The following is a 22,475-nucleotide window of genomic DNA, read 5'->3' as shown; positions in this document are numbered from 1 at the left end:
GCGGTCCGAGCACGGGCAAGGGGCGGCCGGAGTGTTCCGGCCGCCCCTCACTTCGTACAACCGCCTTTTACGGCTTGGGCGTTGCGTGCGGAGTGCAGGTCACGTCCGCGGTGTCCAGCTTGCCGGTGAGCAGGTAGGTGTCGACCCGCTGGTTGATGCACGGGTTGACCAGACCGGTCACGCCGTGGGATCCCGCGTCCTTCTCGGTGATCAGGCGGGAGCCCTTGAAGCGGTGGTGCAGTTCGACGGCGCCGTCGTACGGGGTGGCGGCGTCACGGGTGGACTGCACGATCATGACCTGCGGCAGGCCCTTGTGGGTCTTGACGTCCACGGGCGTCTGCTGCTTGACCGGCCAGGTGGCGCACGGCAGGTTCATCCAGGCGTTGGCCCAGGTCATGAACGGGTAGTTCTTGTTGAGCTCGGTGTTGTCCTTGTCCCACTTCTTCCAGCTGGTGGGCCACTTGGAGTCGGTGCACTCGACGGCCGTGTAGACGGCGTTGCCGTTCTCCGAGGAGATGTTGCCCGCGGTGTCGGACAGGTCCGGGGCGGCGGCGTCGACCAGGGCCTGGGTGTCGCCGGCGACGTACTTGGCGAAGACCGTGGCGACCGGCACCCACGAGGAGTCGTAGTACGGGGCGCTCTGGAAGAAGGAGATCAGCTCGGCCGGGCCGACGACCCCGCCGATGGGGTTCTTCTTCGCGGTGGCGCGCAGCTCCAGCCACTTCGCCTGGACGGCGTCGCGGGTGGTGCCGAGGTGGAAGGCGGCGTCGTTGGCGGCGACCCAGTCCTCCCAGTCCTTCCAGCGGCCCTCGAAGGCGACGTCCTGGTCCAGGTTGGCCTGGTACCAGATCTTCTCCCGCGAGGGGTTGACGACGCTGTCCACGATCATGCGGCGCAGATGGCCGGGGAACATCGTGCCGTAGACGGCGCCGATGTAGGTGCCGTAGGAGACGCCCAGGTAGTTGAGCTTCTTCTCGCCGAGCGCGGCACGGATGACGTCCAGGTCGCGCACGGTGTTGGGCGTGGTCATCTGCTGGAGCATCGCCTTGCCGCTGCGCTCGGCGCAGCCCTCGGCGTACTCACGGGCCAGCTTGCGCTGGGCGAGCTTGTCGGCCTCGCTGTCCGGGACCGGGTCGGCCTTGGGCGCCTTGACGAACTCCTGTGGGTCGATGCAGGAGATGGGCGCGGAGTGGCCGACGCCGCGCGGGTCGAAGCCCACGAAGTCGTAGGCCTTGGCCACGTTGGCCCAGATCGGGTTCTTGTTGGTGACGCGGGTCGGGAAGCGCATGCCGGAGCCGCCGGGCCCGCCCGGGTTGTAGACCAGCGCCCCCTGACGCTCTTCCTTCGTCCCCGTGTTGCCGATGCGGTCGACGGCGAGCTTGAGCTGCTTGCCGTTGGGCTTGGCGTAGTCGAGCGGGACGCTGACCCAGCCGCACTGGATGGGCTTGGCGAAGCCCCAGTCGGTGGGACAGTCCTGCCAGTCGATGCCGGCCTTCGCGGCCCGCGCGGCGGCGATGGCTTCGCCCCGGGCCTCACGGTCCTGCCCGTGCCGCGGGCTCGCACTGGCGATGGGCGCCGCGGCGGCGCCGGCTATCAGCGTCGCCGTGATGAGCAGTCCGGCCGAGCCGAGCGCCGTCGTTCGCCTGTTCGCTCTGATGCCCCTCAAGTGGGACCTCCCCCTCCAACTCTTCGATTGTCAGAGGGATCCTTGCGGTTGTGAGCACCCTGTGAACAGGTCCGGTTGACCTTCTTTACCATTCCGATAAACGGACTACCGTGTCCCGCTCAGCGGAATGTCACCCGAGCCCGGCCAAGGCCTTGTCCAACACCCGCCGCAGCCGCAGCGCATCATCCGCCACGGCGCTCACGAGCACCGCAGGTCCGGCCAACGGGACGAGTACGGCCCCCTCCCCCAGCACCCGGGCCGCCACCGGCTCCACCCGGAACTCCGGCCGGACGACGACGAGTTGGCCCACGGCCCGATTCCCACCCAGCACGGCGGGGCCGTCCCAGCCGCCGGGCGCACCGGGCCCGCACCCGAGCTCCTGATCGAGCACGACCCGCCCCTCGATCCGCACGGCAAGACGACTGCTCAACCGCCCGGGTTGCTCCCCGACCCGCCCGAGCACCTGCTCCTCCCGCAACACGACCCGAGCCCCCGCACCGACATCGACCCGAGTGGCGACCCGCAGATCGCTCCCACCGGCGGAGATCAACTGCTCGGGCAGCCACTGGAGTTCACCCCCGTCGGCCACCCGCAGCCGCACGTCGTACCGAGCCTCTCCCTTCGCCTGCCCCGGCAACGCGATGGTGGCGGCGGCCGACCCGACCCGCAGCCGAGCCCCGTCCTCCACCTCCGCCTCGACGCCGAAGTGGTCCCCGCCCAACGGCCCGCTCATCGCCCCGACGAGCATGACCCGAGCCTCGCTGCCACTCCCCCGGGTCCGGCGCAGGGCAAGCGGTCCCTCCCCTTCCAGAACAGGCAGGGAGGTACCGCCCCTCCCATCAGCCCGAGCAACGATCCGAGCGGTGGCCCGCACCCCGCTCACGGTCACACCGCCCAGGCCGCGAGCTGCCCCCGCACCCAGGCGGCGACGTCCGCGACCCCCGCCTCGCCCCTCAACGACTGGAAAACAACGGGCAGTTCGGCTCGCTGTTCCTTCGCGTCGGCCGCCATCCGCTCCAGGTCGGACCCCACGTACGGCGCGAGATCGGTCTTGTTGACGACGAGCAGATCGGCGGTGGTCACACCGGGCCCGCCCTTCCTCGGGATGTCGTCACCCCCCGCGACGTCGATCACGAAGATCTGAGCATCGACAAGACCCTTGGAAAAGGTGGCGGTGAGATTGTCCCCACCGGACTCCACGAGGATCAGATCCAACGGCCCGACCTCGTCCTCCAGATCCTCCACCGCCTCCAGATTGGCGGAGATGTCGTCCCGGATCGCGGTGTGCGGACAGGCCCCCGTCTCCACGGCAGTGATCCGCTCGGGCGGCAACACGGCCTCCCGCAACAGGAAGTCGGCGTCCTCGCGGGTGTAGATGTCGTTGGTGACGACGGCAAGCGACAGCTCGTCCCGCAGGGCCCGGCAGAGGGCGGCGACGGTGGCGGTCTTCCCGGACCCGACGGGACCACCGAGCCCGATCCGCAGGGCACGACGGGCTCCATCGGGACGGTGCGCATCGGCACTGACGGCGGAGGGGCCGTCGTGGGAGTGGTCGAGGTGCATGGGGCGGCTCCTACGGTGTATCCACGGTACTTTTCAGCGCGGTCCAGGCACTCTCGGCCTGGTGGGGTCGAGACTCTAGGACGCGAACAGACGTACAGGCCACGCGGCATGGACCTCAGCGGCGATCTCCATCAGCGGCGCCGAAGCCGCGGGCAACGCATCGACCCCGTCGTCGACCACCCGCCCCGCCGCCTCCACCGCCCGGTCCACCACCCGATCCACCTCGGGCGCCAACCGAGCCAACACCCCCGTGGCGTCAAAGGGATCAAGACTCAACAACCGCACCGTCGCCGAGGCCGGTCCACTGACACACTCGTACGCCGCGCAGTAAGCCGCGTCCACGGCCCCCAGCCCCGCCACCCGAGCCGCAAGCCCCAACACCACGGGCTGATGCGTCCCCTTGGGAAACTCCCGCGCCACGGCGTCGAGTTCCGCCGAAGGCCAGGTGGCCCGAGCGGCCCGCATCAACTGCCGCCCCAGCTTCCGCGCGGCGACCCGCAACGCAGGCGAGGGCGTCCGCGCGTCCGCGGCCGCGTCCAACTCTCCGGGATCCACACCGAGCACGGCAGCGGCGGCGAGCGACGCAGCCACCAGGCCGGCCGTGTGCAATCGCCCCCGGCAGAACTCCTCCAGGCTCGCGCCCCCGGTGATCCGCCCGGCCTTCACCGCCGCCTCGGCCCCACCGGAGTGCGCATGCCCTCCGGCGGGGAAGCGGCCGTCGGCCAGGATCAGCAGTGCCGCCCTGGACATCAGAAGAGGAAGTACCGCTGAGCCATGGGCAGTTCAGCGGCGGGAGTCGCCTCGACCAACTCCCCGTCGATGTGCACGGCGAAGCTGTCGGGATCGACCTGCACCCGCGGCCGCGCGTCGTTCTCCCGCATGTCGGCCTTGGTGACCCCACGCGTCGACTCGATGGCCACGAACCGCTTGCCCAGCGACAGCCGCTCCGGCAGGCCGTCCTCGATGGCGAGCGGCGCGACGAAGTTGAACGAGTTGGACGTGGGCGCCCGCCCGATCGCCCCGTACATCGGCCGGGGCAGGATCGGCTGAGGCGTCGGAATCGACGCGTTGGCGTCGCCCATCTGCGCGTACGCGATCTGCCCGCCCTTGACCACGAGATGCGGCTTGACCCCGAAGAACGCCGGTTCCCACAGCACGAGGTCGGCGAGCTTCCCGCTCTCCACGGACCCGATCTCCCGGGCCAGCCCCTGCGCGATCGCCGGGTTGATCGTGTACTTGGCGACATACCGCCGCACTCGCCGATTGTCCGCCCGCCCGTCCCCGGGCAGCGCACCCCGCCGCCGCTTCATGACATGCGCGGTCTGCCAGGTCCGGAGGACGACCTCGCCGACCCGGCCCATGGCCTGGGCGTCGGACGAGATGATGGAGATGGCCCCCAGGTCGTGCAGGATGTCCTCCGCCCCGATCGTCGAGGGACGGATCCGCGACTCGGCGAAGGCCAGATCCTCCGGCACCGCCGGGTTCAGGTGGTGGCACACCATCAGCATGTCGAGGTGTTCCTCGGCGGTGTTGACGGTGTACGGCCGGGTGGGGTTGGTCGAGCTCGGCAGCACGTGCGGCTCGGAGACGACGGTCATGATGTCCGGAGCGTGCCCGCCGCCCGCACCTTCGGTGTGGTAGGCGTGAATCCCGCGCCCGGCGATCGCGGCGAGCGTGTCACCGACGAACCCGGCCTCGTTCAGCGTGTCGGTGTGGATGGCGACCTGGATGCCCGTCCGGTCGGCCACCGTGAGCGAGGCGTCGATGACGGCCGGGGTCGACCCCCAGTCCTCGTGCAGTTTGAGCCCCAGCGCACCGCCCCGGATCTGCGACAGCATCGCCTCGTGCGAGACGGTGTTGCCCTTGCCGAGGAAGCCGATGTTGAGCGGGTACTGCTCCATCGCCTCCAGCATGCGGGCGAGGTGCCAGGGACCGGGCGTGACGGTCGTGGCCTTCGAGCCCTCGGCCGGACCGGTGCCGCCGCCCACCAGCGTGGTGACTCCGGCGGACAGCGCCTCGTCGGCGATCTGCGGACAGATGAAGTGGACGTGCGCGTCGACCGCGCCGGCGGTCAGGATCCGCCCGTTGCCGGCGATGATCTCGGTCTCCGGGCCGATCACCAGATCCGGGTGCACCCCGTCCATGGTGTCGGGGTTGCCCGCCTTGCCGATGCCGGTGATCCGGCCGTCGCGGATGCCGACGTCGGCCTTGACGATCCCCCAGTGGTCGACGATCACGGCACCGGTGATGACCGTGTCCGGGGTGCCGTCTGCGCGCGTAGCACGCGACTGGCCCATGGACTCCCGGATGACCTTGCCGCCGCCGAACACGGCCTCCTCACCGGCGAGCCCGGGGCCACCGGAACGATCCTCCTCGATTTCGATCAGCAGGTCGGTGTCGGCGAGCCGGATACGGTCGCCGGTGGTCGGGCCGAACAGGTCGGCGTACGCGGCACGCGAGATCTCAGGCATCGAGGGCACCTCCGGTCTCCCCGCGCAGACCGGGCACGACACGGGCGCCGGCGAGGGGGACGAGTTCGACGTCGACGGGGATGCCGGGCTCGAAGCGCACGGCGGTCCCGGCGGCGATGTTCAGCCGCTTGCCGCGCGCGGCGGCGCGGTCGAAGTCCAGACCGGGGTTGGCCTCGGCGAAGTGGTAGTGGGAGCCGACCTGGACGGGCCGGTCGGCGGCGTTGAGAACAGTCAGGCTGGTGACGTCGAGGCCCTCGTTGTAGACGATCGGGTCCTCGGCGAACAGGATCTCTCCGGGAATCACGGCGGCCTCCTCCGTCAGACGATGGGGTCGTGGACGGTGACGAGCTTGGTGCCGTCCGGGAAGGTCGCCTCGACCTGCACGTCGTGGATCATCTCGGGGATGCCCACCATGACGTCGTCCCTGGTCAGCAGCTTGCGCCCGGAGGCCATGAGTTCGGCGACGGTACGGCCGTCACGTGCGCCTTCGAGGATGTGTGCGGTGATGAGGGCCACGGCCTCGGGGTGGTTGAGCTTCAGCCCGCGGGCCCGCCGCTTCTCGGCCACGTCGGCCGCCACATGGATCAGCAGCCTCTCTTGCTCGTGCGGGGTCAGTTGCACGTCCCACCTCACAGTCCTCGCTCCGGACCGTGCGGGGTCCGGTTGCCGCAGCCACGGGGCAAAGTCCCTGGTGGCGTGGATCGGCAGGCTAGTTGGACCGAGTTTCAAGCAAGTTAACCGAGCTGTGATGCTTGTCGCCGCCGGTGGGCGTGTCCCACACGCTCATCAACGCCCGTGGACCGTCCTGGGGGACATCGACGGGCGTCGGACCGAAGGTGGAAGCCGTTGCGGGCCGAAACAGCGCGCGGCGCCGTCCTCGCCAGGACACACTCACCGCCTCGTCGCGGCCGTCGTCCCCTCCCCCTCCTCGCCGCCCTCGCCCTGTGGCCCTCGGCCGGGACACGCTCGAGGAGCAGACCGTATACGGCGTGCTCATGGGCCGTCCTACGAGGGGTTCGGCCCCCGGTGTTCCGCCGCGATCCCGAACCGCTGCCGTTCACGGGGAGCCGACGCCACCTCGCGGACGCTGGAGACCGCGCTGATCACCTGCTCCTCGACCGGCTCGTCGAGTTCTTCGAGTCGTTCCAGGTCAGCGGCGGAGACCAGGGCGACGAGGGGCTTCCCGTGCCGCGTCACGACGACGCGCTCACCGCCGTACACCACCCGGTTGATCAGGTCGGCGAGCTCAGCCCTGGCTTGCGTCACCGGAATCTCGTAGGCCATGTCTCCAGCTTACGGGGAGCGGTGAAAGTAACCACGGGCTGATCGCGGACGCCCCCGAAAGCCCAGCTGGGGGCGGTTCCGCCGGTCAACAGCCGTCGTGGCCGGAGGCGGGGACGGTCACTGGAAGGCGGCGTGGATCTCCTGTTCGGTGGCGGCGTGCGAGACGACGAGGAGCTCGTCGCCGGGCCGGAGCCGCATCTCGGGCGTCGGGACGGTGGGCTGGCCGTCGCGGACGACGGTGGCGATGACGGTGCCCGCGGGAAGGGTGATCTCGGCGAGGGCGCGCCCCGCGGCGCGGGACTGCGCTGTGATGGCTGTTTCGATGACGTCGACGCCGGCCTTGCTCAGGCGCAGCAGGGCGACGGTGTCCGTGGCGCCGGTGGCCTCCTCGATGAGGGAGATCAGCGGCGTGGCCGCGGGGACCGCGGTGTCGACCCCCCAGTTCCGGTCGAACAGCCAGGTGTTCTCCGCGTCGTTGACGCGTGCCGCGACCCGGGGCACCTCGAACTGCCGCTTGGCGAGCAGGCTGATGACGAGGTTGTCCTCGTCGTCGCCGGTGGCCGCGATGACGAGATCGGCGGTGAGGACACCCGCGTGCTCCAGGACGCCGGGTTCGCAGGCGTCCCCGGCCAGGAGGCGTACGGGGAGGCGGCCTTCGAGCTCGGCGACGCGGTCGTCGTCGATGTCGACGAGGGTGACCTCGTTGCGGGCCGCGGCGAGGACCTGGGCGATCTGGGTGCCCAGGCGGCCCGCACCGGCGATGAGAGCCTTCATGTCCCCAGCTCCTTGTCCAGAAAGCCGCGCAGGCGGCCGAGCGCGGTGGCCGCGACGGCGAAGGTGACCACGTCCCCGGGCTCGGCGCGGGTGCTGTGGGCGGGCACGAGCGAGCGGCCCGTGCGGGTGACCTCGACGACACGGATCTCGCCGTCCACGTCGAACTCGGCCAGCCGCCGCCCGCTGACGTAGGGAGGCAGTTCGGAGCGGACCAGCAGGGTCTCGCCGTTGCCGAAGGTGAGTTCCGGAGTGAGATGGCGGTGCAGGAGCATCTGGTGGATCTGATGCACGGTCCAGCGGACGCTGGCGATGGTGGGGATGCCGAGCTCGCGGTAGATGTCGGCGCGGCGTGGGTCGTAGATACGGGCGAGGACGACGGGGACCCGGTAGGTCTCCTTGGCCGTGCGGGCGCTCACGATGTTGCTGTTGTCACCCGAGGTGGCGGCGACGAACGCGGCGGCGTGCTCGATGCCGGCGGCCTCGAGCACCGTACGGCTGTACGCGTTGCCCTGGTGGAAGCCGCCGGGGAAGCCGGTCGGCAGCAGCCTGCGGGTTTTGGGTTGGCGGTCGATGAGCTGCACGTCGTGGCCCTCGGCGACGAGCTGGACGGCGAGGGCGGATCCCACCCGGCCACAACCCGCGATGATCACTCTCATTGCGCTCCTTCCCTCCGGGGTACGGGCCGGCGGCGGCGCAGCCACCACTTGCGGGATTCCTCGGCGGCCAGCAGCAGTGCGCCGAATCCGGCCAGGACTGCCCAGTCGGCGGCGGCCAGCGGGGCGGTGTTGAAGACGGCCTGCAGGGGCGGCGCGTAGCTGATGGCCGCCATCAGGGCGATGCCGAAGCAGCCGGCCGCCAGCAGCCAGGGGTTGGACAGCAGGCCGATCCGGAACACGCTCTGCCGGTCGGTGCGCACGGCGAGCGCGTTGAAGAACTGGCTGACCACGATGCCGGCCTGGACCATGGTGATCGCCTCCCGGTAGACGGTGTCGTCCTCGGTGAAGTCGGCGTACGGGATGCCGGAGGCGTGGATGTGCCAGAAGAACACGGCGCACACGCCGAGGGCCTGGATGCCGCCGAGGAACAGGATCCGGCCCATCACGGCGGTGGAGAACAGCCGTTCACGCCGGGAGCGCGGCGGGCGGTCCATGACGTCGGGTTCGGGTGGCTCGGCGCCCAGCGCCAGGGCGGGCAGGACGTCGGAGCCCAGGTCGATGGCGAGGATCTGTACGGCGGTGATCGGGACCAGCGGGAACCCCACGAAGGTCGCGGCGAGGATCGGGACGAGCTCGGCGATGTTGTGACTGAAGAGGTAGATCAGGAACTTGCGGATGTTCTGGTAGACCGACCGGCCCAGGCGCACCGCGGTGGTGATGGAGGCGAAGGAGTCGTCCAGCAGCACCATGACGGCGGCTTCCCGGGCGACGTCGGTTCCGGAGGCACCCATGGCGACGCCGATGTCGGCGTGTTTGAGGGCGGGCGCGTCGTTGGCGCCGTCGCCGGTGACGGCGACGACCTCGCCGCGCCGCTGCAGGGCGGTGACCACCCGCATCTTGTGTTCGGGGCTGACCCGGCACAACAGCAGTTCGTCCGACTCGGTGAGCAATGTGTCCAGGGCGTCGTCGTCCAGCGTGTCCAGCCCGGTGCCGGTGACGACGGTGGGATCGGGCTGTCGGACGATGCCCACCCGGCGGGCGACGGCTTCCGCGGTCAGCGGGTGGTCGCCGGTGACCATGACGATGCGGATACCGGCGTGCCGACAGGCGGCGACGGCGTCGGTCACCTCCGGGCGGGGCGGGTCGAGCATGCCGACGAGGCCCAGCAGGGTGAGGTCCGATTCGGCCTCGTCCTGGGTGGGGCGGCCGTCGGGCAGGGATCGCGAGGCCGCAGCGAGTACCCGCAGTCCCTGGGCGGCCAGTTCGTCGTTGGCGCCGATCACCGCCGCGCGCAGTTCCTCGGTCAGTGGCTGCCGATCGCCCTTCCAGACAACGGCGGTGCAGCGGGCCAACAGTTCCTGCGGGGCACCCTTGACGTACGCGTGGTGGCCGCCGTGCGGGTCGTCGTGCACGGTACTCATCAGCTTGCGGGTCGAGTCGAAGGGGAACTCCGTCACACGGGGCGTCGCACCTTCCTCGACGGCCGGCTCCAGACCTGCCTTGGCGGCGGCGACGAGTATGGCTCCCTCGGTCGTGTCGCCGAGGACGCCCCAGCCCTCGTGGTCCGACGGCGGAACCATCCGGGCGTCGCAGCACAGCGCCGCCGTCCGCAGGAGCTCGCGCACCGGCTCCGGGTCGGTCACCTCGCCGATCGGTGCGTACCCCACTCCGGAGACGGGGTGCCGGACGCCGCCCGCCCACACCTGTACGACGGTCATCTCGGCCTGGGTGAGGGTGCCGGTCTTGTCCGTGCACACGACGGTGGTGGAGCCCAGCGCCTCCACCGCCAGCAGCTTCTTGACCAGGGCATGCTGGCGGGCCATGCGCCGCACGCCGATCGCCAGCGACACCGACAGCGTCGCGGGCAGGCCCTCGGGCACGAGGGCGACCATCACGCCGAGCGCGAAGACGAATGTCTCGACGAGGGGCTCACCGGCGGGCAGGCGCACGGCGAACAGGAGCGCCCCGATCGCCAGCGCCGCGCCCGCCACCCGGCGGGCCATCGAGGCGACCTGACGCTGCAGCGGGGTCTTCTGGCGCGGCGCCGCGGAGGCGAGCCGGAAGATCCGTCCGAACTCGGTCGCCGCGCCCGTCGCGAAGACCACGGCCTTCGCGGAGCCGGCCACGACATCGGTCCCCATGAACACGCAGTTGCGGGCCTCCAGCACCGGCCCGTCCGCCACCGGCTGACGGGTGCGGCCGACGGCGTCGCTCTCCCCCGTCAACGACGCATTGTTCACCGAGACCTCGTGTGCCTCCACGAGACGGCAGTCCGCCGGCACCGCGTCTCCGGCCTCCAGGACCACGACGTCCCCGGGGACCAGGTCGCGCGCGGACAGCTCCTGCCGCTCCCCGCCGCGCAGCACCCGGCAGGTGTGCGGCACCATCGCCTGGAGCGACTCGGCGGTCCGCTCGGCGGAGTACTCCTGGACGAAGCCGATGGCGGCGTTCAGCAGCACCACGCAGAGGATCGCCACGGCGAGCTGCAGGGTGCCTGTGTCCCGGGGGTCCTGGAGCCCGTACGCCAGGAAGGTGATCGCGGACGCGATGACCAGCATCAGCGCGAACAGGTCCGTGAACTGGCCGGCGAGGTCCCGCCACCAGCCCCTGCGCCGGGCCCGCGGCAGTTCGTTGGGGCCGTACCGCTCCTGTCGCACGGCCGCGTCCGCGGGCGGCAGGCCCCGCGGCGAGGTGTCCAGGGCGGCGAAGACGTCCCGGGTACCCAGGGTCTGCACCGCGGGACCGCTCGCCGTCACGGCGCCACCATGTGTAAGACCGTGGGCTCGGGCACCGCGGCCGGGTGGCCCCGGAGGGGATCGCAGCGGGCGGCCATGTCCTCATCGTGGGGGCCGCTGTTCCGGGCCGCAATCCCGGTACCCGGGATCGCACGTGGTGACCGCTGCGGCGCATACGCGGGGTTCATCCCCCCAGGATCCGCGGCTCCCGGCCTCACGGGCGCGGGCCGGACGGCCCCGACGCGGAGCCGTTCGGTCCCTTCGACACGTCGGCCGCACTCGTCGATGCTGGACGGTGAACCTGCGAAGGCCCGGGTGAACTCCTTGTTCCTGCGGGACGTTCGCCGAGCGGAACGGGTGGAGCCGGTGTTCCGGCCGGGGCAGCGGCAGATATCAAGCGGAGTTCGGCGGACGAGGGGTGAACCGTCCGGCCCCGTCCGGCGCGGAGAGGGGACGATCGTGCTCACGACCAGGCAAGCCGCAGCGGAGTTCCTCGCCCGGAGGCGTGTCGCCCCGCGGGAGTGCGGTGGCGTCCCGAGGCGGGTGTGAGACATGGGACGCGACGCGGGACGCCGCCTCCACCGATTCGACCGGTGGATGTACCGGGGCGGCCGCCCGGGCCGCCTGGCACGCGTGATGAACCGGCAGACGGTACTCGCCGCTTCTGCGGGGCTGGCACCGCGGCGCCTGGTGACGATGGAGGTGCGCGGGCGCCGTACGGGCCGCCGTATCTCGCTGCCTCTGGTGGTCGCGGACCTTGAGGGCGAGCGCTATCTGGTGGCGATGCTCGGCCGGGACGCGAACTGGGTGCGCAACGTCCGGGCGGCCGGCGGACGGGTGATACTGCGGCACGGCCGACGTGAGGCCGTACGTCTCGAAGAGGTGGAGGTCGGCGCCCGCGCGCCCGTTCTGCAACGCTACCTCGCCCTCGCACCGGGAGCCCGGCCGCATCTGCCGGTGGACCGACGGGCCCCGCTGGAGGAGTTCGCCCGGATCGCCGACCGGGTTCCCGTCTTCCGTATCCGGCCCGACCGGCCGGAACCGGGCGAGGGAAGCGTGTCATGACCACCAGGTCCGCCGCGGGGGCACCAGGTACAGACCGGTCAGCCGGCTTTCGTCACACAGGCACCACGGCCACCGGGCACCCGGCATGCTCGACAAGCCTGTTCAGAGCGGAGCCGAGCCTGTTCCCACGCCGGCCGGCCACCAGCAGTTCCGCCCGGCCCGACGCCCGCACCAGGGCCTCCCCGACGCCGAAGAGCACGACATCCTCCAGGACCCGCACCCGCGGGTACTTCTCCCGCCACGGGCGCAGGGCGTCGGACAGGAGCCGTACCTCGTCGTCCTCCCGGGCGGCCCGGCCCTTGTCCGGTGCGGCGAAGAGGGGCGGGGCAGCCTTGGGCTCCGGCATCTTCCAGGCGTGCACCGCGCGCAGGCGGGCGTTCAGGTGACTCGCCCTGTCGAAGGCGAAATCGATCGCCTCGTCGTCCGGCTGCCGTGCGTCGATGCCGATGGCGACCTTGTCCGTGCGCCATCCGGTGCCCGTGCAGGCGGGCCCGCCCGGCACCAGCACCACCGGCCGGGCGGAGCGCTCGGCCACCGTGCGGGCCACCGAGCCGACCGCCAGCCCCGCGAACCCCCCGGCGCCGCGCATCCCGAGCACGAGCAGTTCGGCCGAGGCGCCCAGGGCGAGCAGCTCCGGCGCCGGCTCACCCTCGACCCGGATCGCCTCCACCACCAACTCCACTGTGTGGGAGGTCAGTTCGGCCGCTGTCCGGCCCGGTCGCTCCTCCGGGAGGTAGCGCCACGGCTCGGGCAGGTCCTCAACGGACGGACCCGACACATGCACCACCTGCAACCGCAGTCCGCGCCGGAGAGCCTCCCGCGCCGCCCAGTCCGCCGCCAACCCGCTCCGCGCGGAGCCGTCGACTCCCGCAACGATCGTCCGCCCCATGCCGGTTCGCCTCCCACGTGGACACAGCACCCCACTACCTCCGTGCCCCACCGTCATCCGCAGCGCGGCTCTCCGCGCAGGGGTCCTTCGGGCCAAAGCCCGGGACTGGTGGCCCCTCCGCCGGGCGACGGCCCGGCACGACGATGAGAGGACTGAGAGACCGCCCAGGCGAGAGCCACGGAGGTGCCACACCGTGTCACGACCGGTCGTCGCAGGAGTGGACGGATCCCCCGAGAGCCCGGATCGGGCGCCCTGCGCCGCGGCGAGCGCGGTACGGCGCCAGGTGGGACGGAGCATCCCGCGCAAGGCTGAGGGCCGCATCGGTCGAACCTGCCCCGAGGTGCGGCTCACCGACGCGAAGGTCGAGGGCCCGGCGGCCGTGGCCCGGGCGACCCGGCCGGTCGTCCTGGTCGAGGCCGGGAAGCGGTCCGAGGACGAGCATCTGCCGGACGGGGGCGGAAACGCATCGCTCCTCCCGCCCTACCGTGACGTCGTCCTCGGCATCGACGTGGGCGACGCGTGCGACGAGGTGACCGAGACGGTCGTCAAGGGCAGGGCCACCACCCACCTGGTCCGCGCCGCCCCGGGCGCGCCGTGATCCACCACGCGCGAGGAACCGGCGACGAAGGGCGGTGCCCGCCATGGACGCAACACACACCCGGGTCGACCACGCGGCCAACCACCTGGTCCGCGCGGCCGTCACCGCGCCCTCGGTCCACAACACCCAGCCGTGGCTGTTCGTCAACCGGGAGACGGGGCTCGACCTGTACGCGGACCCCGCGCGCCGGCTCCCGCTCACCGACCCGGACGGGCGGGAGCAGGTCATCAGTTGCGGCGCGGCCCTGTTCAACCTGCGGATCGCCATGCGGCACCTGGGCTCCCAGCCCGTCGTACAGCTGATCCCCGACCCGTGGAACCCGGCCCATCTCGCCCGCGTCGGCTGGGGAACATCCGCCAGGCCGAGCACCGACGACAACCTGATGTACCGCGCCCTGTGGCAACGGCACACGCACCGCGGCCCGTTCCAGCGCTTCCCGCTCCCGCAGCCGCTGATCGGGGAACTGCGCCGACACGCCCGCGCCGAGGGCGCCGAGCTCTACACGGTGGAATCCACCCACGCGCGGCGTCACCTCGCGGAACTGGTCCTCACTGCCGAAGCCATGTACCGCGACGATCCCGGACACGTCGCCGAACTGGCCCACTGGACCCGGGCCACCCTGGACGGGCGTCCGGACGGCGTCCCCCTGGACACCTGCGCCTGTTCGCCGGACCGCACCGGTCTCGTCGGTCGCGATTTCCTCGGGCTCACCCGCACCCCGCCCGTCGTACCCGAGGTCTGGCAGCCCGGAACGGGACTGGTCGTCCTTCTCACCACGCGGCACGACACCCCGGAGGACTGGCTGTGCGCCGGACAGGCCCTGCAGCGGGTCCTGCTGCACACGACGACCCGCTGGGCCGTGGCCGCCTTCCACACCCAGCCCCTCGAAGTGCCCCGGCTGCGCGCCCAGGTACGCACGACGCTCGCCCGCGGAGAGTTCCCGCAGATGATCCTGCGCCTCGGCCACGCCACCCGCGGTCGGCCGACCCCACGACGACCGGCCGACGCGGTCCTCACGGCGAAGTGACAGCGGCCGCCCCAGCGCCGAGTGCCACGGCCCGAGTCGGGACTTTGTCCCGATTCCGGGCAGGGCCGGGGGACGGCACCCGCGCGGTCCAGCCGCTCGTGGGTGAGTCCGGCGAAAACGGGCGTGAGTCGTCCGCACCCGGGCCGGACCCGCTGGAACCGGCGGTCGAAGTCGACCAAGGTGCCGTCCTTTTCCGGCCCGGACGTGACCGGCAGCACGACGTCGGCATGGCCGGCGGCACCCCACGAGCGGGCACGTTTGCAGGCCTTCGGCCACCCGGTTCGTGCCGGGATCGGCGGCGCACACGTCCTCGCCGATGACCCACGGTGTCCGCAGGCCGGGGTGTTCCGGAACCCGTACGCCCCACACCACTGCGGCCAAGGCCCGCACGGCGCCACGCAGGATCGCCAGGTTGGCCGGCGACCGCACTCCGCATGGTCCTCGTCCTCGCTGGCGGTTCGTGCGACCGGCCACGTCAGGTGCCGTCCTCAAGGACACGGGCGGCCCAGCGCCTGCGCACCGCGTCCTCGTGCTCGCTCTGTTCCAGGGCGAGGTCGGCGCGGGTCAGCGCCTGTTCCAGTTGCGGGATCCAGTGGCGCTGCAGGGCCCGCACGCGCTGACGGGTACTGAGCACCTCGGCGCCGACGGCGCGCGCCGCGGCGCGGGCAACGGCGTACTCGGCGGCGGCCCGCACGGCCTCGGCGTAGGCGGCCTCGGCATGGATCAGGGCGGTGTTCGCGGGCGACAGCGCGTCCGGCTCGCGCTCCGGCACCGCGCAGGACGCGGTCTGCGGGTGTCCTACGCCCATCGTGGACGTCCATACGATCTCCACCTCGGCGGGACGCGTGGGGGGCAGCGCGTCCAGGGTCGCTTCGCCACCGAGGAGCAGTCCGCGCCGCAGCCAGGTCTCGGCCTCCCTCAGCCGCTCGTGCCAGCGGCCCTGCGCGGTGTGCTCGGCAGCCAGCAACGCCTCGTGCCGGGCTCGCAGGATGCGCAGTTTCTGGTCGAGCAGGTCCGCACCGCGCCGCGCGACCGCCAGGCTGTGGCGCAGCCGCATCCGACCGGCCCGTCCGGGTGGGGTGCGCAGGTCGGCCATGGGATCACCCGCTCTCTGTCGCGCCGTGGGCGTCGAGGAACTCGGCGGGCAGCATGGCCAGTTGACTGCGGGGCAGGGTGAGCAGCACCCGCCAGGCGCGCTCCAATGTCAGCTCCAGCGTGCGCAGTTCGTCTCGCCGCTGGTCGACGAAGGCGTGGGCGAACGCCTCGTCGAAGTCGAGGTAGCGGAGGTCGGTGGGGCTGAGAGCCGCCTGCCCGACGAGGTCGGCCAGTTCCTTGATCTGCCGGGCCCGGGCCAGGGCGGCGAGCAGTTGTGCGGCCACGTCGAGATGGTCGTCGCGGGTGCGGCCGGGACCCGCGCCCTTGCGCATCAGCCGGGACAGCGAGGACAGCGCGTCCACCGGCGGATAGACGCCCTTGGCGTGCATCTCGCGGGAGAGCACGATCTGCCCCTCCGTGATGTACCCGGTGAGGTCCGGTACCGGATGCGTGATGTCGCCCGCGGGCATCGTGAGCAGCGGCAGCACGGTGACGGATCCCGGTAGCCCGCGGATGCGTCCGCACCGCTCGTACAGGGACGCGAGGTCGCTGTAGAGATAGCCGGGGTAGGCCCGGCGGGCGGGGATCTCACCGCGGGCCGCGGAGACTTCGCGCAGCGCCTCGGCGTAGCTCGTCATGTCCGTCATGACCACCAGCACGTGCCGGCCCTCGTCGAAGGCCAGCTGCTCGGCGACGGTGAGCGCGATGCGCGGGGTGAGGATGCGTTCGATCACGGGGTCGTCGGCGGTGTTGAGCAGCAGCACCAACTCGCCTGCGGCGGAGCGCTCTTCCAGCGCGTCGCGCACGAAGTCGGCGTCCGTGTGGGTCACCCCCATGGCGGCGAAGACCACGCAGAACGGCTCTCCGCCGGCCGTCGACTGGGCCGCGATCTGCGCGGCCAGTTCCAGGTGCGGAAGACCCGCCGCCGAGAACACGGGAAGCTTCTGCCCTCGTACGAGGGTGGTCAGGGCGTCGACGGCGCTGACCCCGGTCAGCACCGGCTCGGCCGGCGGTTCCCGGCGTACCGGATTGATGGGTCGGCCGCCCACCGCCGAGGCCGCGGCGCCGAAGACCGGCGGGCCTCCGTCGAGCGGCTCACCGCGGCCGTTGCACACCCGGCCCAGCCAGCCGGGTCCCACCGGGATGCGCAGCGGCGCCCCGGTGAACGCGGCCCGGATCCGTGCCGGGTCGATGCCCGCGGTGTCCTCCAGCACCTGCACCACGGCCGTGCCACGGTCGACCTCCAGCACGAGCCCGTGCCGCTGCTCGCCCGAGTCGAGAGTGAACAGCACGAACTCGTCCCAGCCGACCCCCTCGACCTTGTCGACGACCGCGAGGGGCCCGCGCAGTTCGCGCACCGAGGTGTACTCGATGCGGCCCCAGTCCTCGGCGTTGGTCATGACAGCTCCCCGAGCCGGTCGAGCATGGTCCTGCCCAGCCCCTCCACGGTCGCCGCGTCGCGCGGGCCGGCCTCCTCGCGGGCGCGCAGCACGGGAGAGAAGTCGACGGTCTCGATGCGCGCCGCCAGTACTCCGGAGTCGGCCAGTTCGCGGCACCGGTCGACGACGGCCAGCACCGCCTCGGCCAGCGCGGCGGTCTTCTCCGCGCCGCTGTAGGCGTCCCGTTCGGACAGCGCGCTCTGCTGCAGCACGCCTTCGCGCACGAGCCGTCCGCCCAGGACGCTGATCCGCTCCTGCGCGGGCAGTGCGGTGATGCCGACCAGGTCGACGAGGTCGGCGAGCCGGTCGGCCTCGGCGAGCAGGCCCGCCACCCGCGCCCGTCGCGCGGGCCAGCCCGGATCGTCCGTCGCCGCGTGGTGGGCGCCGAGCGCCTCGGCGTCTCGGGAGAACGACTCGGCCCAGGAGACGGCCGGGTAGTGGCGGGCGTAGGCGAGTTCGCGGTCCAGGGTCCACAGGCAGCGCACGAAACGCTGGGTGTGGGCGGTGACCGGCTCCGCCATGTCGCCGCCGGGCGGGGACACCGCGCCGATCACCGTCACGGAGCCGTGGCGGCCGCCCAGGGTGGTCACCGCTCCCGCCCGTTCGTAGAACGCCGCGATCGCCGAGGCCAGACTCGCCGGATAGCCCTCCTCGGCGGGCAGGGCGCCGGTGCGGGAGGCGAACTCCCGCAACGCCTCGGCCCACCGGGAGGTGGAGTCCGCGATGACGACCACGTCCAGGCCCATGTCGCGGAAGTACTCGGCGACCGTGACCCCGGTGTAGATGCTCGCCTCCCGGGCCATCATCGGCATGTTGGAGGTGTTGGCGATGATCACGGTCCGGTCGGCGAGGCGGCCGCCGGTGCGCGGGTCGGTGAGCGCGGTGAACTCGTCGATGACGTCGGCCATTTCGTTGCCGCGCTCGCCGCAGCCGACGTAGACGATGACGTCCGCGTCGCACCACTTGGCGATCTGCTGCAGCAGGACGGTCTTGCCGGTGCCGAAGCCGCCGGGGACGGCGACGGTGCTGCCCAGGGCGACCGGGAAGAGCAGGTCGATGGCCCGTTGTCCGGTGCCCAGCGCCCGGCCCGACTCCAGGCGTTCCCGCACGGGGCGGGGCCGGCGCACGGGCCAGTCCGTCGTCATCCGGACCGGGGTGCCGGCCACCGACGCGACGACCGCGTCCTCGGGGTGGCGTCCCGCGCGCGCGATGTGGTCCACCGGGCCGGCGCAGCCGGGCGGCACCAGAACCCGCAGCGGAACCGGCGTCGCGCCGTGGATCTCACCGAGGACCGCTCCCTGCTCGACGGAGTCCCCTGCTGCGACCTGCGGCAGGAACGCCCACTCGGGCCGCTGCCCGTTCGCCCGGCCGACGCCTCCGGGCTCCAGCCACGCGCCCGCCGCCGCCAGCGGGCGCAGCAGCCCGTCGAAGATGCCGCCCAGGAGCCCCGGTCCGAGCGGCGCCGACAGCGGCCTGCCGAGCGGATGTACCGGTGCGCCCGGTGCCAGGCCACCCGTGTACTCGTACGCCTGGACGGTGACGACGCGGTCGCGGATCGCGACGACCTCCCCGGGCAGCCCGGCCTCGCCGAGCGCGACCAGGTCGCTCATCGCGGTGCCGCCGATGTCCTCGGCCTCGACGAGCGGCCCGGTGACCCGCACGATGCGGCCGAGGCCGTGCGATTCGAGTGTCATGGCGCCCACAGCTCCTCCGCCTCCGTGCCGGTCCTCTCCAGTGCCCGGCGCGCGAACGCGGCCAGGCTGCAGTCGAGCCTGCGGCCCGCAGCCTCGCCGACCATGCCTCCGCCGGGGGCCTCGGTGATCCGGGCGTCGGGGCCCAGCGCGTCGCGGACGTACGCGGTCAACCGGGCGCGCAGGACCGGATAGGAATCTGCCCTGCGCAGGTCCCCGACGCCCCGCACGACCAGTCGGCCCAGCTCCTCCCAGCACGCGCGGCGGGCGGCGAGCTCGCGGGCACGGGCGGCCCTGCGGCTGCGGGCACGCGCGGCGTCGCGGGCGGCCGCGGCGTCGGCCTCGCCCAGCCTGCGGGCCTCGGCGAGAATCGCCGCGGACCGGGCCTCGGCGTCGGCGAGTACGGCCGCGGCGTCGTCGTCGGCCGCGGAAAGCTGGGCGTCGGCCTCGGTCCGGGCGGCCCGCAGCAGCTGTGCCCGCACCGGATCGAGCGCGGTGCCGGCCTCGGCCGGGAGCGGGGTCCTCATGGCGGCATCACCGCGATGAGCGGGCTACGGCCGTCCATCGGCCCTTCGCCGAGTGTCTCGGCCGCCGCCGGTGTGACGATGACCAGTTCCACGTCCGGCGGGAGCCCGTGCCAGGCCGCGTGCACGGCCTCTGGTTCCTCCGCGGGGCGCAGGATGACACCCGCGGACGCCAGTCCGAGAATGCGCAACCGCTCTCCGATCGCCGCGATGTGAGCCATGGTCAGGTCTTTCCGAGCAGGATGATGGCGACGACCAGGCCGTAGATGGCGATGCCCTCGGCGAGACCGACGATGACCATGGCCCGGCCGAAGAGTTCGGGGCGCTCGCTCATCACCGCCAGCGCGGCGGCCCCGGTGTAGGCGACGGCGATCGCCGCGCCGATGGAGGCGCCGGCGACCGCGATGGCGGCGCCGATGAGCGCCGCGGAATGGGAGCCGGAGCTCTGCGCGGCTGCGGTGGCCGTGTGGGCCTGTGCCGAACCGTCGCTCAGCGCGACCAGCAGGAGCACGAGGGCTCCGGTGAACAGTGCCGCGTCCGCCGCGAGGATCGACCGCAGCACCTTCGGACTACGGCGGCGCAGCAGCCGACGGGTGACGGCGAACGCCGCGACGAGCACGGGCAGCGCGACCAGCCAGGCGATCATGTCATCGCCTCCGTTTCGAGTGGGGTGGGCACGTGTTCGGGTTGTGTCGGCACGTGCCAGGGCCGGAACGGGCGGCCCTCGGCGTCGAAGACCCGGGAGAACAGCTCGTAGAACTCCAGGCGCAGGGCCTGCACACCCGCGACCAGCGCCTCGAGCGCGAAGGCGAGCGCGTTGCCGAGGACGAAAACGAGGAGCGCGGCGACGAGCATCGCGGGCCCGGCCCCGGCCAGGCCCGTGGTGCCCTGCCAGACGATGTCGCCGAGCGCGGCGTGGGTCAGCCCGAACGCCGCGAGCCGCGCGAAGGAGATGGTGTTCGACCCGATCCGGACCACCACGTCGAAGAGCTGGATGCCGGTCTGCAGGCCGCCGGCGGCGCCACCTCCCGACGCCGCGAAGAGCCCCGCGCCGGCCAGCAGCAGCCCCGCCAGGGCGACCACCGAGCCGCTCACCGTGAGCACCGGCAGATGCAGGGCGACGCCCCCGGCGACCAGTGTGAACCCCAGGAGCACGGCGGCGCCGGCGATGCCGGACGGCGCGTACAGGGCTCCGCCCGGTCCGCTCTCCCGCCAGCGGTTGACGATGCCCGCGGCGTAGGCCAGGGCGAGCAGGAGCACGCCGAATCCGACGGCACTCGCCAGCAGGCGCACCGGTTCGTCGAGCGGGTTCAGCCACAGCACCGGCAGCACGCCCGTAGGGCCGAAGAACTCCCCGTAGGCGAATCCCGCCAGGGTGCTCGCCAGCCCCGCCCCGGCGACGAAGGGCCATACGGGACGCAGTGACGCCAGTCGGCGGGGGCGTCCGAGCCGCAGCAGCAACGCGCCGAGGAGCAGCAGGGCGCCGTGGCCCGCATCGCCGAACATCATCCCGAACATGACGACGTAGGCGATCCCCGCGGGCAGCGTGGGGTCGACGTCGGCGTACGGGACCGTGCCGTAGGTGCGCACCAGAGGCACGAGGGAGCGCCGTATCGGGCCCGTGGCAGGCAGTTGGGTCGGCGGGTCCATGCCGCGCGGCGCGCGCAGGGGTACGACGGCGCCTCCCGCATCGGCCAGTCGCCTGCCGAGCCGAGGCACCTCCGTCACAGGGCACCAGCCGGCCAGGGCGGCCACCGCGGTACGGCGCACCGCGGCCTCGCCGTATGCCTCGAGCTGTGCCTCGCCCGCCAGGAGGTCGGCCCGGCCCGCCGCGCGGAGGGCGTCGAGATCAGGTGCCGTGCGGGAGATCAGGGGTGTGGCGGGTTCGGCACGCAGCGCCTGAAGCCGCCGTGCCGCCGGTCCCGTGCCCCGGGCCGCGTCGTCGGCGCGGTCCAGTTCCACGCAGCCCGCGTCCGCCACTCGCACCAGCACGTCCCGCAGCGCGGCACGGGGGGCGACGACCGCCACGCGCTGCATGCGGACGGGTGCCGCCGGTGTCAGGGAGTCACTCCAGGAGGTCATCGAAGTCCTCCTGCGCCCGGCCCTCGTATGCGGCCGCCACCAGTGCGGCACGCACCCGCCACGCGTCGACGCTCAGGATCGCGGTCGCGCCCACGACCGGTGACACGTCGAACCGCGCCCTGTGCAGCATCCGCAGGCCGTCCCTCTCGACCTCGGACCACCAGCGGGCCTCGGCCCGCCACAGGTCCGCGGGCCGCTCGGTGCCCTCCAGCGCCCAGCGGGCCGCCGATGGCAGCCGGACGCGGAAGTCGTCGTAGGACGAAGCCCGCACGGCGGACCGGCCCAGGATCCGCTCGGCGTACGCCGTGGCCCGTCCGGTCGGGCCACGGCCCCGCAGGAAGGTCTCGCGCGCCACCAGCAGCGCGGCGTCGCCGGCCGCCCACCGGGCCGCGGGCGGGAGGTCGGCCACGAGGCGGGCGTCCGCCGACAGCCGCATCCCGGTGGCCACGACCGCCGCCGACTCGCCCCCGGGGTCTCCCCACGGGGAGGCGGTCAGCACGGCCCGCACCTCGCCCGGAGACACGGTCCGGGCCAGCCGGGGCCAGGCGGTCGACAGCGCTCCCAGCCGGTACGGCGCGGGCCGCGGTTCGCCGGACAGGCTGCGCACATGGTCGCAGGTGTTCGCGATCTCGAAGCCGGCGGCGAGCTGGCGTACGGCGGCGGCACCCAGGCGGGGCTGCCATCCGGCGAGCACCCTCAGCTGCCACAGCAGGGCGCCGAGGACCGCCCGTCCGGCCTCGGCGGACTCGGTCTCCGTATCGAGGGCGCGCCGGTACGAGGTGCCGGCCAGTGCGTGCAGGGCATCGGACAGGGTGGCCGCATCAGCCAGTTCCCGTGCCCGGTCCGGGCCGAGGCGTCCCACGGCCATGGACCTGGCCCGTGTCACTCCCGCGACCCAGCCCGCGCCCATCGCAAA

23 protein-coding genes are annotated in these 22,475 nt (G+C 72.6%); 3 read left to right on the top strand and 20 right to left on the bottom strand.

The window, feature by feature from the left end; translation table 11 throughout:
* Positions 1-67 precede the first annotated feature (67 nt).
* The 11 genes from ACWC09_RS05105 to ACWC09_RS05055 form a co-directional block, all read right to left on the bottom strand.
* Positions 68-1,666, bottom strand: coding sequence for an alpha/beta hydrolase (locus tag ACWC09_RS05105; protein WP_450848606.1), 1,599 nt, complete (start codon positions 1,664-1,666; stop codon positions 68-70).
* A 130-nt stretch (positions 1,667-1,796) separates the two neighbouring features.
* Positions 1,797-2,564, bottom strand: coding sequence for an urease accessory protein UreD (locus ACWC09_RS05100; RefSeq protein ID WP_450848730.1), 768 nt, complete (start codon positions 2,562-2,564; stop codon positions 1,797-1,799).
* Positions 2,552-3,229, bottom strand: a complete 678-nt coding sequence (gene ureG / locus ACWC09_RS05095) for an urease accessory protein UreG (protein WP_450848605.1) — start codon at positions 3,227-3,229, stop codon at positions 2,552-2,554. Before ureG ends, ACWC09_RS05100 begins: the two co-directional genes overlap by 13 nt.
* A 75-nt stretch (positions 3,230-3,304) precedes the next feature.
* Complete coding sequence (locus ACWC09_RS05090; RefSeq protein ID WP_450848603.1) at positions 3,305-3,979, bottom strand: urease accessory protein UreF; 675 nt, start codon at positions 3,977-3,979, stop codon at positions 3,305-3,307.
* The gene (locus ACWC09_RS05085; protein WP_450848601.1) at positions 3,979-5,700 is read right to left on the bottom strand and encodes an urease subunit alpha; all 1,722 of its coding nucleotides are present in this window, start codon (positions 5,698-5,700) and stop codon (positions 3,979-3,981) included. Before ACWC09_RS05085 ends, ACWC09_RS05090 begins: the two co-directional genes overlap by 1 nt.
* Positions 5,693-6,004 carry an urease subunit beta gene (locus ACWC09_RS05080; protein WP_450848599.1) on the bottom strand — a complete coding sequence of 104 codons (312 nt, stop codon included), beginning with the start codon at positions 6,002-6,004 and terminating at the stop codon, positions 5,693-5,695. Before ACWC09_RS05080 ends, ACWC09_RS05085 begins: the two co-directional genes overlap by 8 nt.
* Positions 6,005-6,018: 14 nt before the next feature.
* Positions 6,019-6,321, bottom strand: a complete 303-nt coding sequence (locus tag ACWC09_RS05075; RefSeq protein WP_450848597.1) for an urease subunit gamma — start codon at positions 6,319-6,321, stop codon at positions 6,019-6,021.
* Between the two features lie 384 nt (positions 6,322-6,705).
* A complete protein-coding gene (locus tag ACWC09_RS05070; RefSeq protein ID WP_450848596.1) occupies positions 6,706-6,984 on the bottom strand; it encodes a type II toxin-antitoxin system Phd/YefM family antitoxin in 279 nt (92 codons plus the stop codon).
* A gap of 117 nt (positions 6,985-7,101) precedes the next feature.
* Positions 7,102-7,758 (bottom strand): potassium channel family protein, encoded by a 657-nt coding sequence (locus ACWC09_RS05065; protein WP_450848594.1) that lies wholly within the window; start codon positions 7,756-7,758, stop codon positions 7,102-7,104.
* Entirely contained in the window at positions 7,755-8,414 is a 660-nt protein-coding gene (locus tag ACWC09_RS05060) for a potassium channel family protein (protein WP_450848592.1), read from the bottom strand. The genes ACWC09_RS05065 and ACWC09_RS05060 overlap by 4 nt, the downstream gene beginning before the upstream one ends.
* Complete coding sequence (locus tag ACWC09_RS05055) at positions 8,411-11,170, bottom strand: cation-translocating P-type ATPase (protein ID WP_450848590.1); 2,760 nt, start codon at positions 11,168-11,170, stop codon at positions 8,411-8,413. Before ACWC09_RS05055 ends, ACWC09_RS05060 begins: the two co-directional genes overlap by 4 nt.
* A 531-nt stretch (positions 11,171-11,701) precedes the next feature.
* Between ACWC09_RS05055 and ACWC09_RS05050 the strand changes: the two genes are divergently transcribed.
* Complete coding sequence (locus tag ACWC09_RS05050) at positions 11,702-12,214, top strand: nitroreductase/quinone reductase family protein (RefSeq protein ID WP_450848588.1); 513 nt, start codon at positions 11,702-11,704, stop codon at positions 12,212-12,214.
* Positions 12,215-12,266: 52 nt separating this feature from the next.
* Here the strand turns inward: ACWC09_RS05050 and ACWC09_RS05045 are convergent, their stop codons facing one another.
* Positions 12,267-13,103, bottom strand: coding sequence for a universal stress protein (locus ACWC09_RS05045; protein ID WP_450848586.1), 837 nt, complete (start codon positions 13,101-13,103; stop codon positions 12,267-12,269).
* A 193-nt stretch (positions 13,104-13,296) separates the two neighbouring features.
* Between ACWC09_RS05045 and ACWC09_RS05040 the strand changes: the two genes are divergently transcribed.
* Both ACWC09_RS05040 and ACWC09_RS05035 read left to right on the top strand, forming a co-directional pair.
* Positions 13,297-13,701: a hypothetical protein gene (locus tag ACWC09_RS05040; protein ID WP_450848584.1), complete on the top strand. Its 405-nt coding sequence runs from the start codon at positions 13,297-13,299 to the stop codon at positions 13,699-13,701.
* A 43-nt stretch (positions 13,702-13,744) separates the two neighbouring features.
* Positions 13,745-14,728 carry an Acg family FMN-binding oxidoreductase gene (locus ACWC09_RS05035; RefSeq protein ID WP_450848582.1) on the top strand — a complete coding sequence of 328 codons (984 nt, stop codon included), beginning with the start codon at positions 13,745-13,747 and terminating at the stop codon, positions 14,726-14,728.
* Between the two features lie 475 nt (positions 14,729-15,203).
* On the opposite strand, the gene ACWC09_RS05030 is transcribed toward ACWC09_RS05035, so the two are convergent.
* Genes ACWC09_RS05030 through ACWC09_RS04995 form a run of 8 tightly spaced genes read right to left on the bottom strand, consistent with a single transcriptional unit; the run spans position 15,204 to position 22,469 of the window.
* Entirely contained in the window at positions 15,204-15,824 is a 621-nt protein-coding gene (locus tag ACWC09_RS05030) for a V-type ATP synthase subunit D (RefSeq protein WP_450848581.1), read from the bottom strand.
* A gap of 4 nt (positions 15,825-15,828) precedes the next feature.
* Complete coding sequence (locus tag ACWC09_RS05025) at positions 15,829-17,223, bottom strand: V-type ATP synthase subunit B (protein ID WP_450848579.1); 1,395 nt, start codon at positions 17,221-17,223, stop codon at positions 15,829-15,831.
* The gene (locus ACWC09_RS05020; RefSeq protein WP_450848578.1) at positions 17,220-18,956 is read right to left on the bottom strand and encodes a V-type ATP synthase subunit A; all 1,737 of its coding nucleotides are present in this window, start codon (positions 18,954-18,956) and stop codon (positions 17,220-17,222) included. The genes ACWC09_RS05025 and ACWC09_RS05020 overlap by 4 nt, the downstream gene beginning before the upstream one ends.
* Positions 18,953-19,480 (bottom strand): hypothetical protein, encoded by a 528-nt coding sequence (locus ACWC09_RS05015; RefSeq protein ID WP_450848576.1) that lies wholly within the window; start codon positions 19,478-19,480, stop codon positions 18,953-18,955. Before ACWC09_RS05015 ends, ACWC09_RS05020 begins: the two co-directional genes overlap by 4 nt.
* Positions 19,477-19,698 carry a hypothetical protein gene (locus tag ACWC09_RS05010; RefSeq protein WP_450848574.1) on the bottom strand — a complete coding sequence of 74 codons (222 nt, stop codon included), beginning with the start codon at positions 19,696-19,698 and terminating at the stop codon, positions 19,477-19,479. The genes ACWC09_RS05015 and ACWC09_RS05010 overlap by 4 nt, the downstream gene beginning before the upstream one ends.
* A 2-nt stretch (positions 19,699-19,700) precedes the next feature.
* Positions 19,701-20,123: an ATP synthase subunit C gene (locus ACWC09_RS05005; RefSeq protein ID WP_450848573.1), complete on the bottom strand. Its 423-nt coding sequence runs from the start codon at positions 20,121-20,123 to the stop codon at positions 19,701-19,703.
* Positions 20,120-21,559: a V-type ATPase 116kDa subunit family protein gene (locus tag ACWC09_RS05000; protein WP_450848571.1), complete on the bottom strand. Its 1,440-nt coding sequence runs from the start codon at positions 21,557-21,559 to the stop codon at positions 20,120-20,122. The genes ACWC09_RS05005 and ACWC09_RS05000 overlap by 4 nt, the downstream gene beginning before the upstream one ends.
* A complete protein-coding gene (locus ACWC09_RS04995; RefSeq protein ID WP_450848569.1) occupies positions 21,543-22,469 on the bottom strand; it encodes a hypothetical protein in 927 nt (308 codons plus the stop codon). The genes ACWC09_RS05000 and ACWC09_RS04995 overlap by 17 nt, the downstream gene beginning before the upstream one ends.
* Positions 22,470-22,475 lie beyond the last annotated feature (6 nt).

This window comes from Streptomyces sp. NPDC001617, assembly GCF_053596855.1.
The sequence above is the reverse complement of the archived record's forward strand: the minus strand, read 5'-3'. Positions and strand labels throughout refer to the sequence as shown.

Bases quoted from the DNA above. Each gene is read 5' to 3' on its own strand.
- ACWC09_RS05050 (WP_450848588.1), top strand. From the start codon at position 11,702: ATGGGACGCGACGCGGGACGCCGCCTCCACCGATTCGACCGGTGGATG.
- ACWC09_RS04995 (WP_450848569.1), bottom strand. From the start codon at position 22,469: ATGGGCGCGGGCTGGGTCGCGGGAGTGACACGGGCCAGGTCCATGGCC.
- ACWC09_RS05060 (WP_450848592.1), bottom strand. From the start codon at position 8,414: ATGAGAGTGATCATCGCGGGTTGTGGCCGGGTGGGATCCGCCCTCGCC.
- ACWC09_RS05035 (WP_450848582.1), top strand. From the start codon at position 13,745: ATGGACGCAACACACACCCGGGTCGACCACGCGGCCAACCACCTGGTC.
- ACWC09_RS05015 (WP_450848576.1), bottom strand. From the start codon at position 19,480: ATGAGGACCCCGCTCCCGGCCGAGGCCGGCACCGCGCTCGATCCGGTG.
- ACWC09_RS05010 (WP_450848574.1), bottom strand. From the start codon at position 19,698: ATGGCTCACATCGCGGCGATCGGAGAGCGGTTGCGCATTCTCGGACTG.
- ACWC09_RS05070 (WP_450848596.1), bottom strand. From the start codon at position 6,984: ATGGCCTACGAGATTCCGGTGACGCAAGCCAGGGCTGAGCTCGCCGAC.
- ACWC09_RS05005 (WP_450848573.1), bottom strand. From the start codon at position 20,123: ATGATCGCCTGGCTGGTCGCGCTGCCCGTGCTCGTCGCGGCGTTCGCC.
- ACWC09_RS05090 (WP_450848603.1), bottom strand. From the start codon at position 3,979: ATGTCCAGGGCGGCACTGCTGATCCTGGCCGACGGCCGCTTCCCCGCC.
- ureG (WP_450848605.1), bottom strand. From the start codon at position 3,229: ATGCACCTCGACCACTCCCACGACGGCCCCTCCGCCGTCAGTGCCGAT.
- ACWC09_RS05065 (WP_450848594.1), bottom strand. From the start codon at position 7,758: ATGAAGGCTCTCATCGCCGGTGCGGGCCGCCTGGGCACCCAGATCGCC.
- ACWC09_RS05045 (WP_450848586.1), bottom strand. From the start codon at position 13,103: ATGGGGCGGACGATCGTTGCGGGAGTCGACGGCTCCGCGCGGAGCGGG.
- ACWC09_RS05025 (WP_450848579.1), bottom strand. From the start codon at position 17,223: ATGACCAACGCCGAGGACTGGGGCCGCATCGAGTACACCTCGGTGCGC.
- ACWC09_RS05000 (WP_450848571.1), bottom strand. From the start codon at position 21,559: ATGACCTCCTGGAGTGACTCCCTGACACCGGCGGCACCCGTCCGCATG.
- ACWC09_RS05085 (WP_450848601.1), bottom strand. From the start codon at position 5,700: ATGCCTGAGATCTCGCGTGCCGCGTACGCCGACCTGTTCGGCCCGACC.
- ACWC09_RS05020 (WP_450848578.1), bottom strand. From the start codon at position 18,956: ATGACACTCGAATCGCACGGCCTCGGCCGCATCGTGCGGGTCACCGGG.
- ACWC09_RS05030 (WP_450848581.1), bottom strand. From the start codon at position 15,824: ATGGCCGACCTGCGCACCCCACCCGGACGGGCCGGTCGGATGCGGCTG.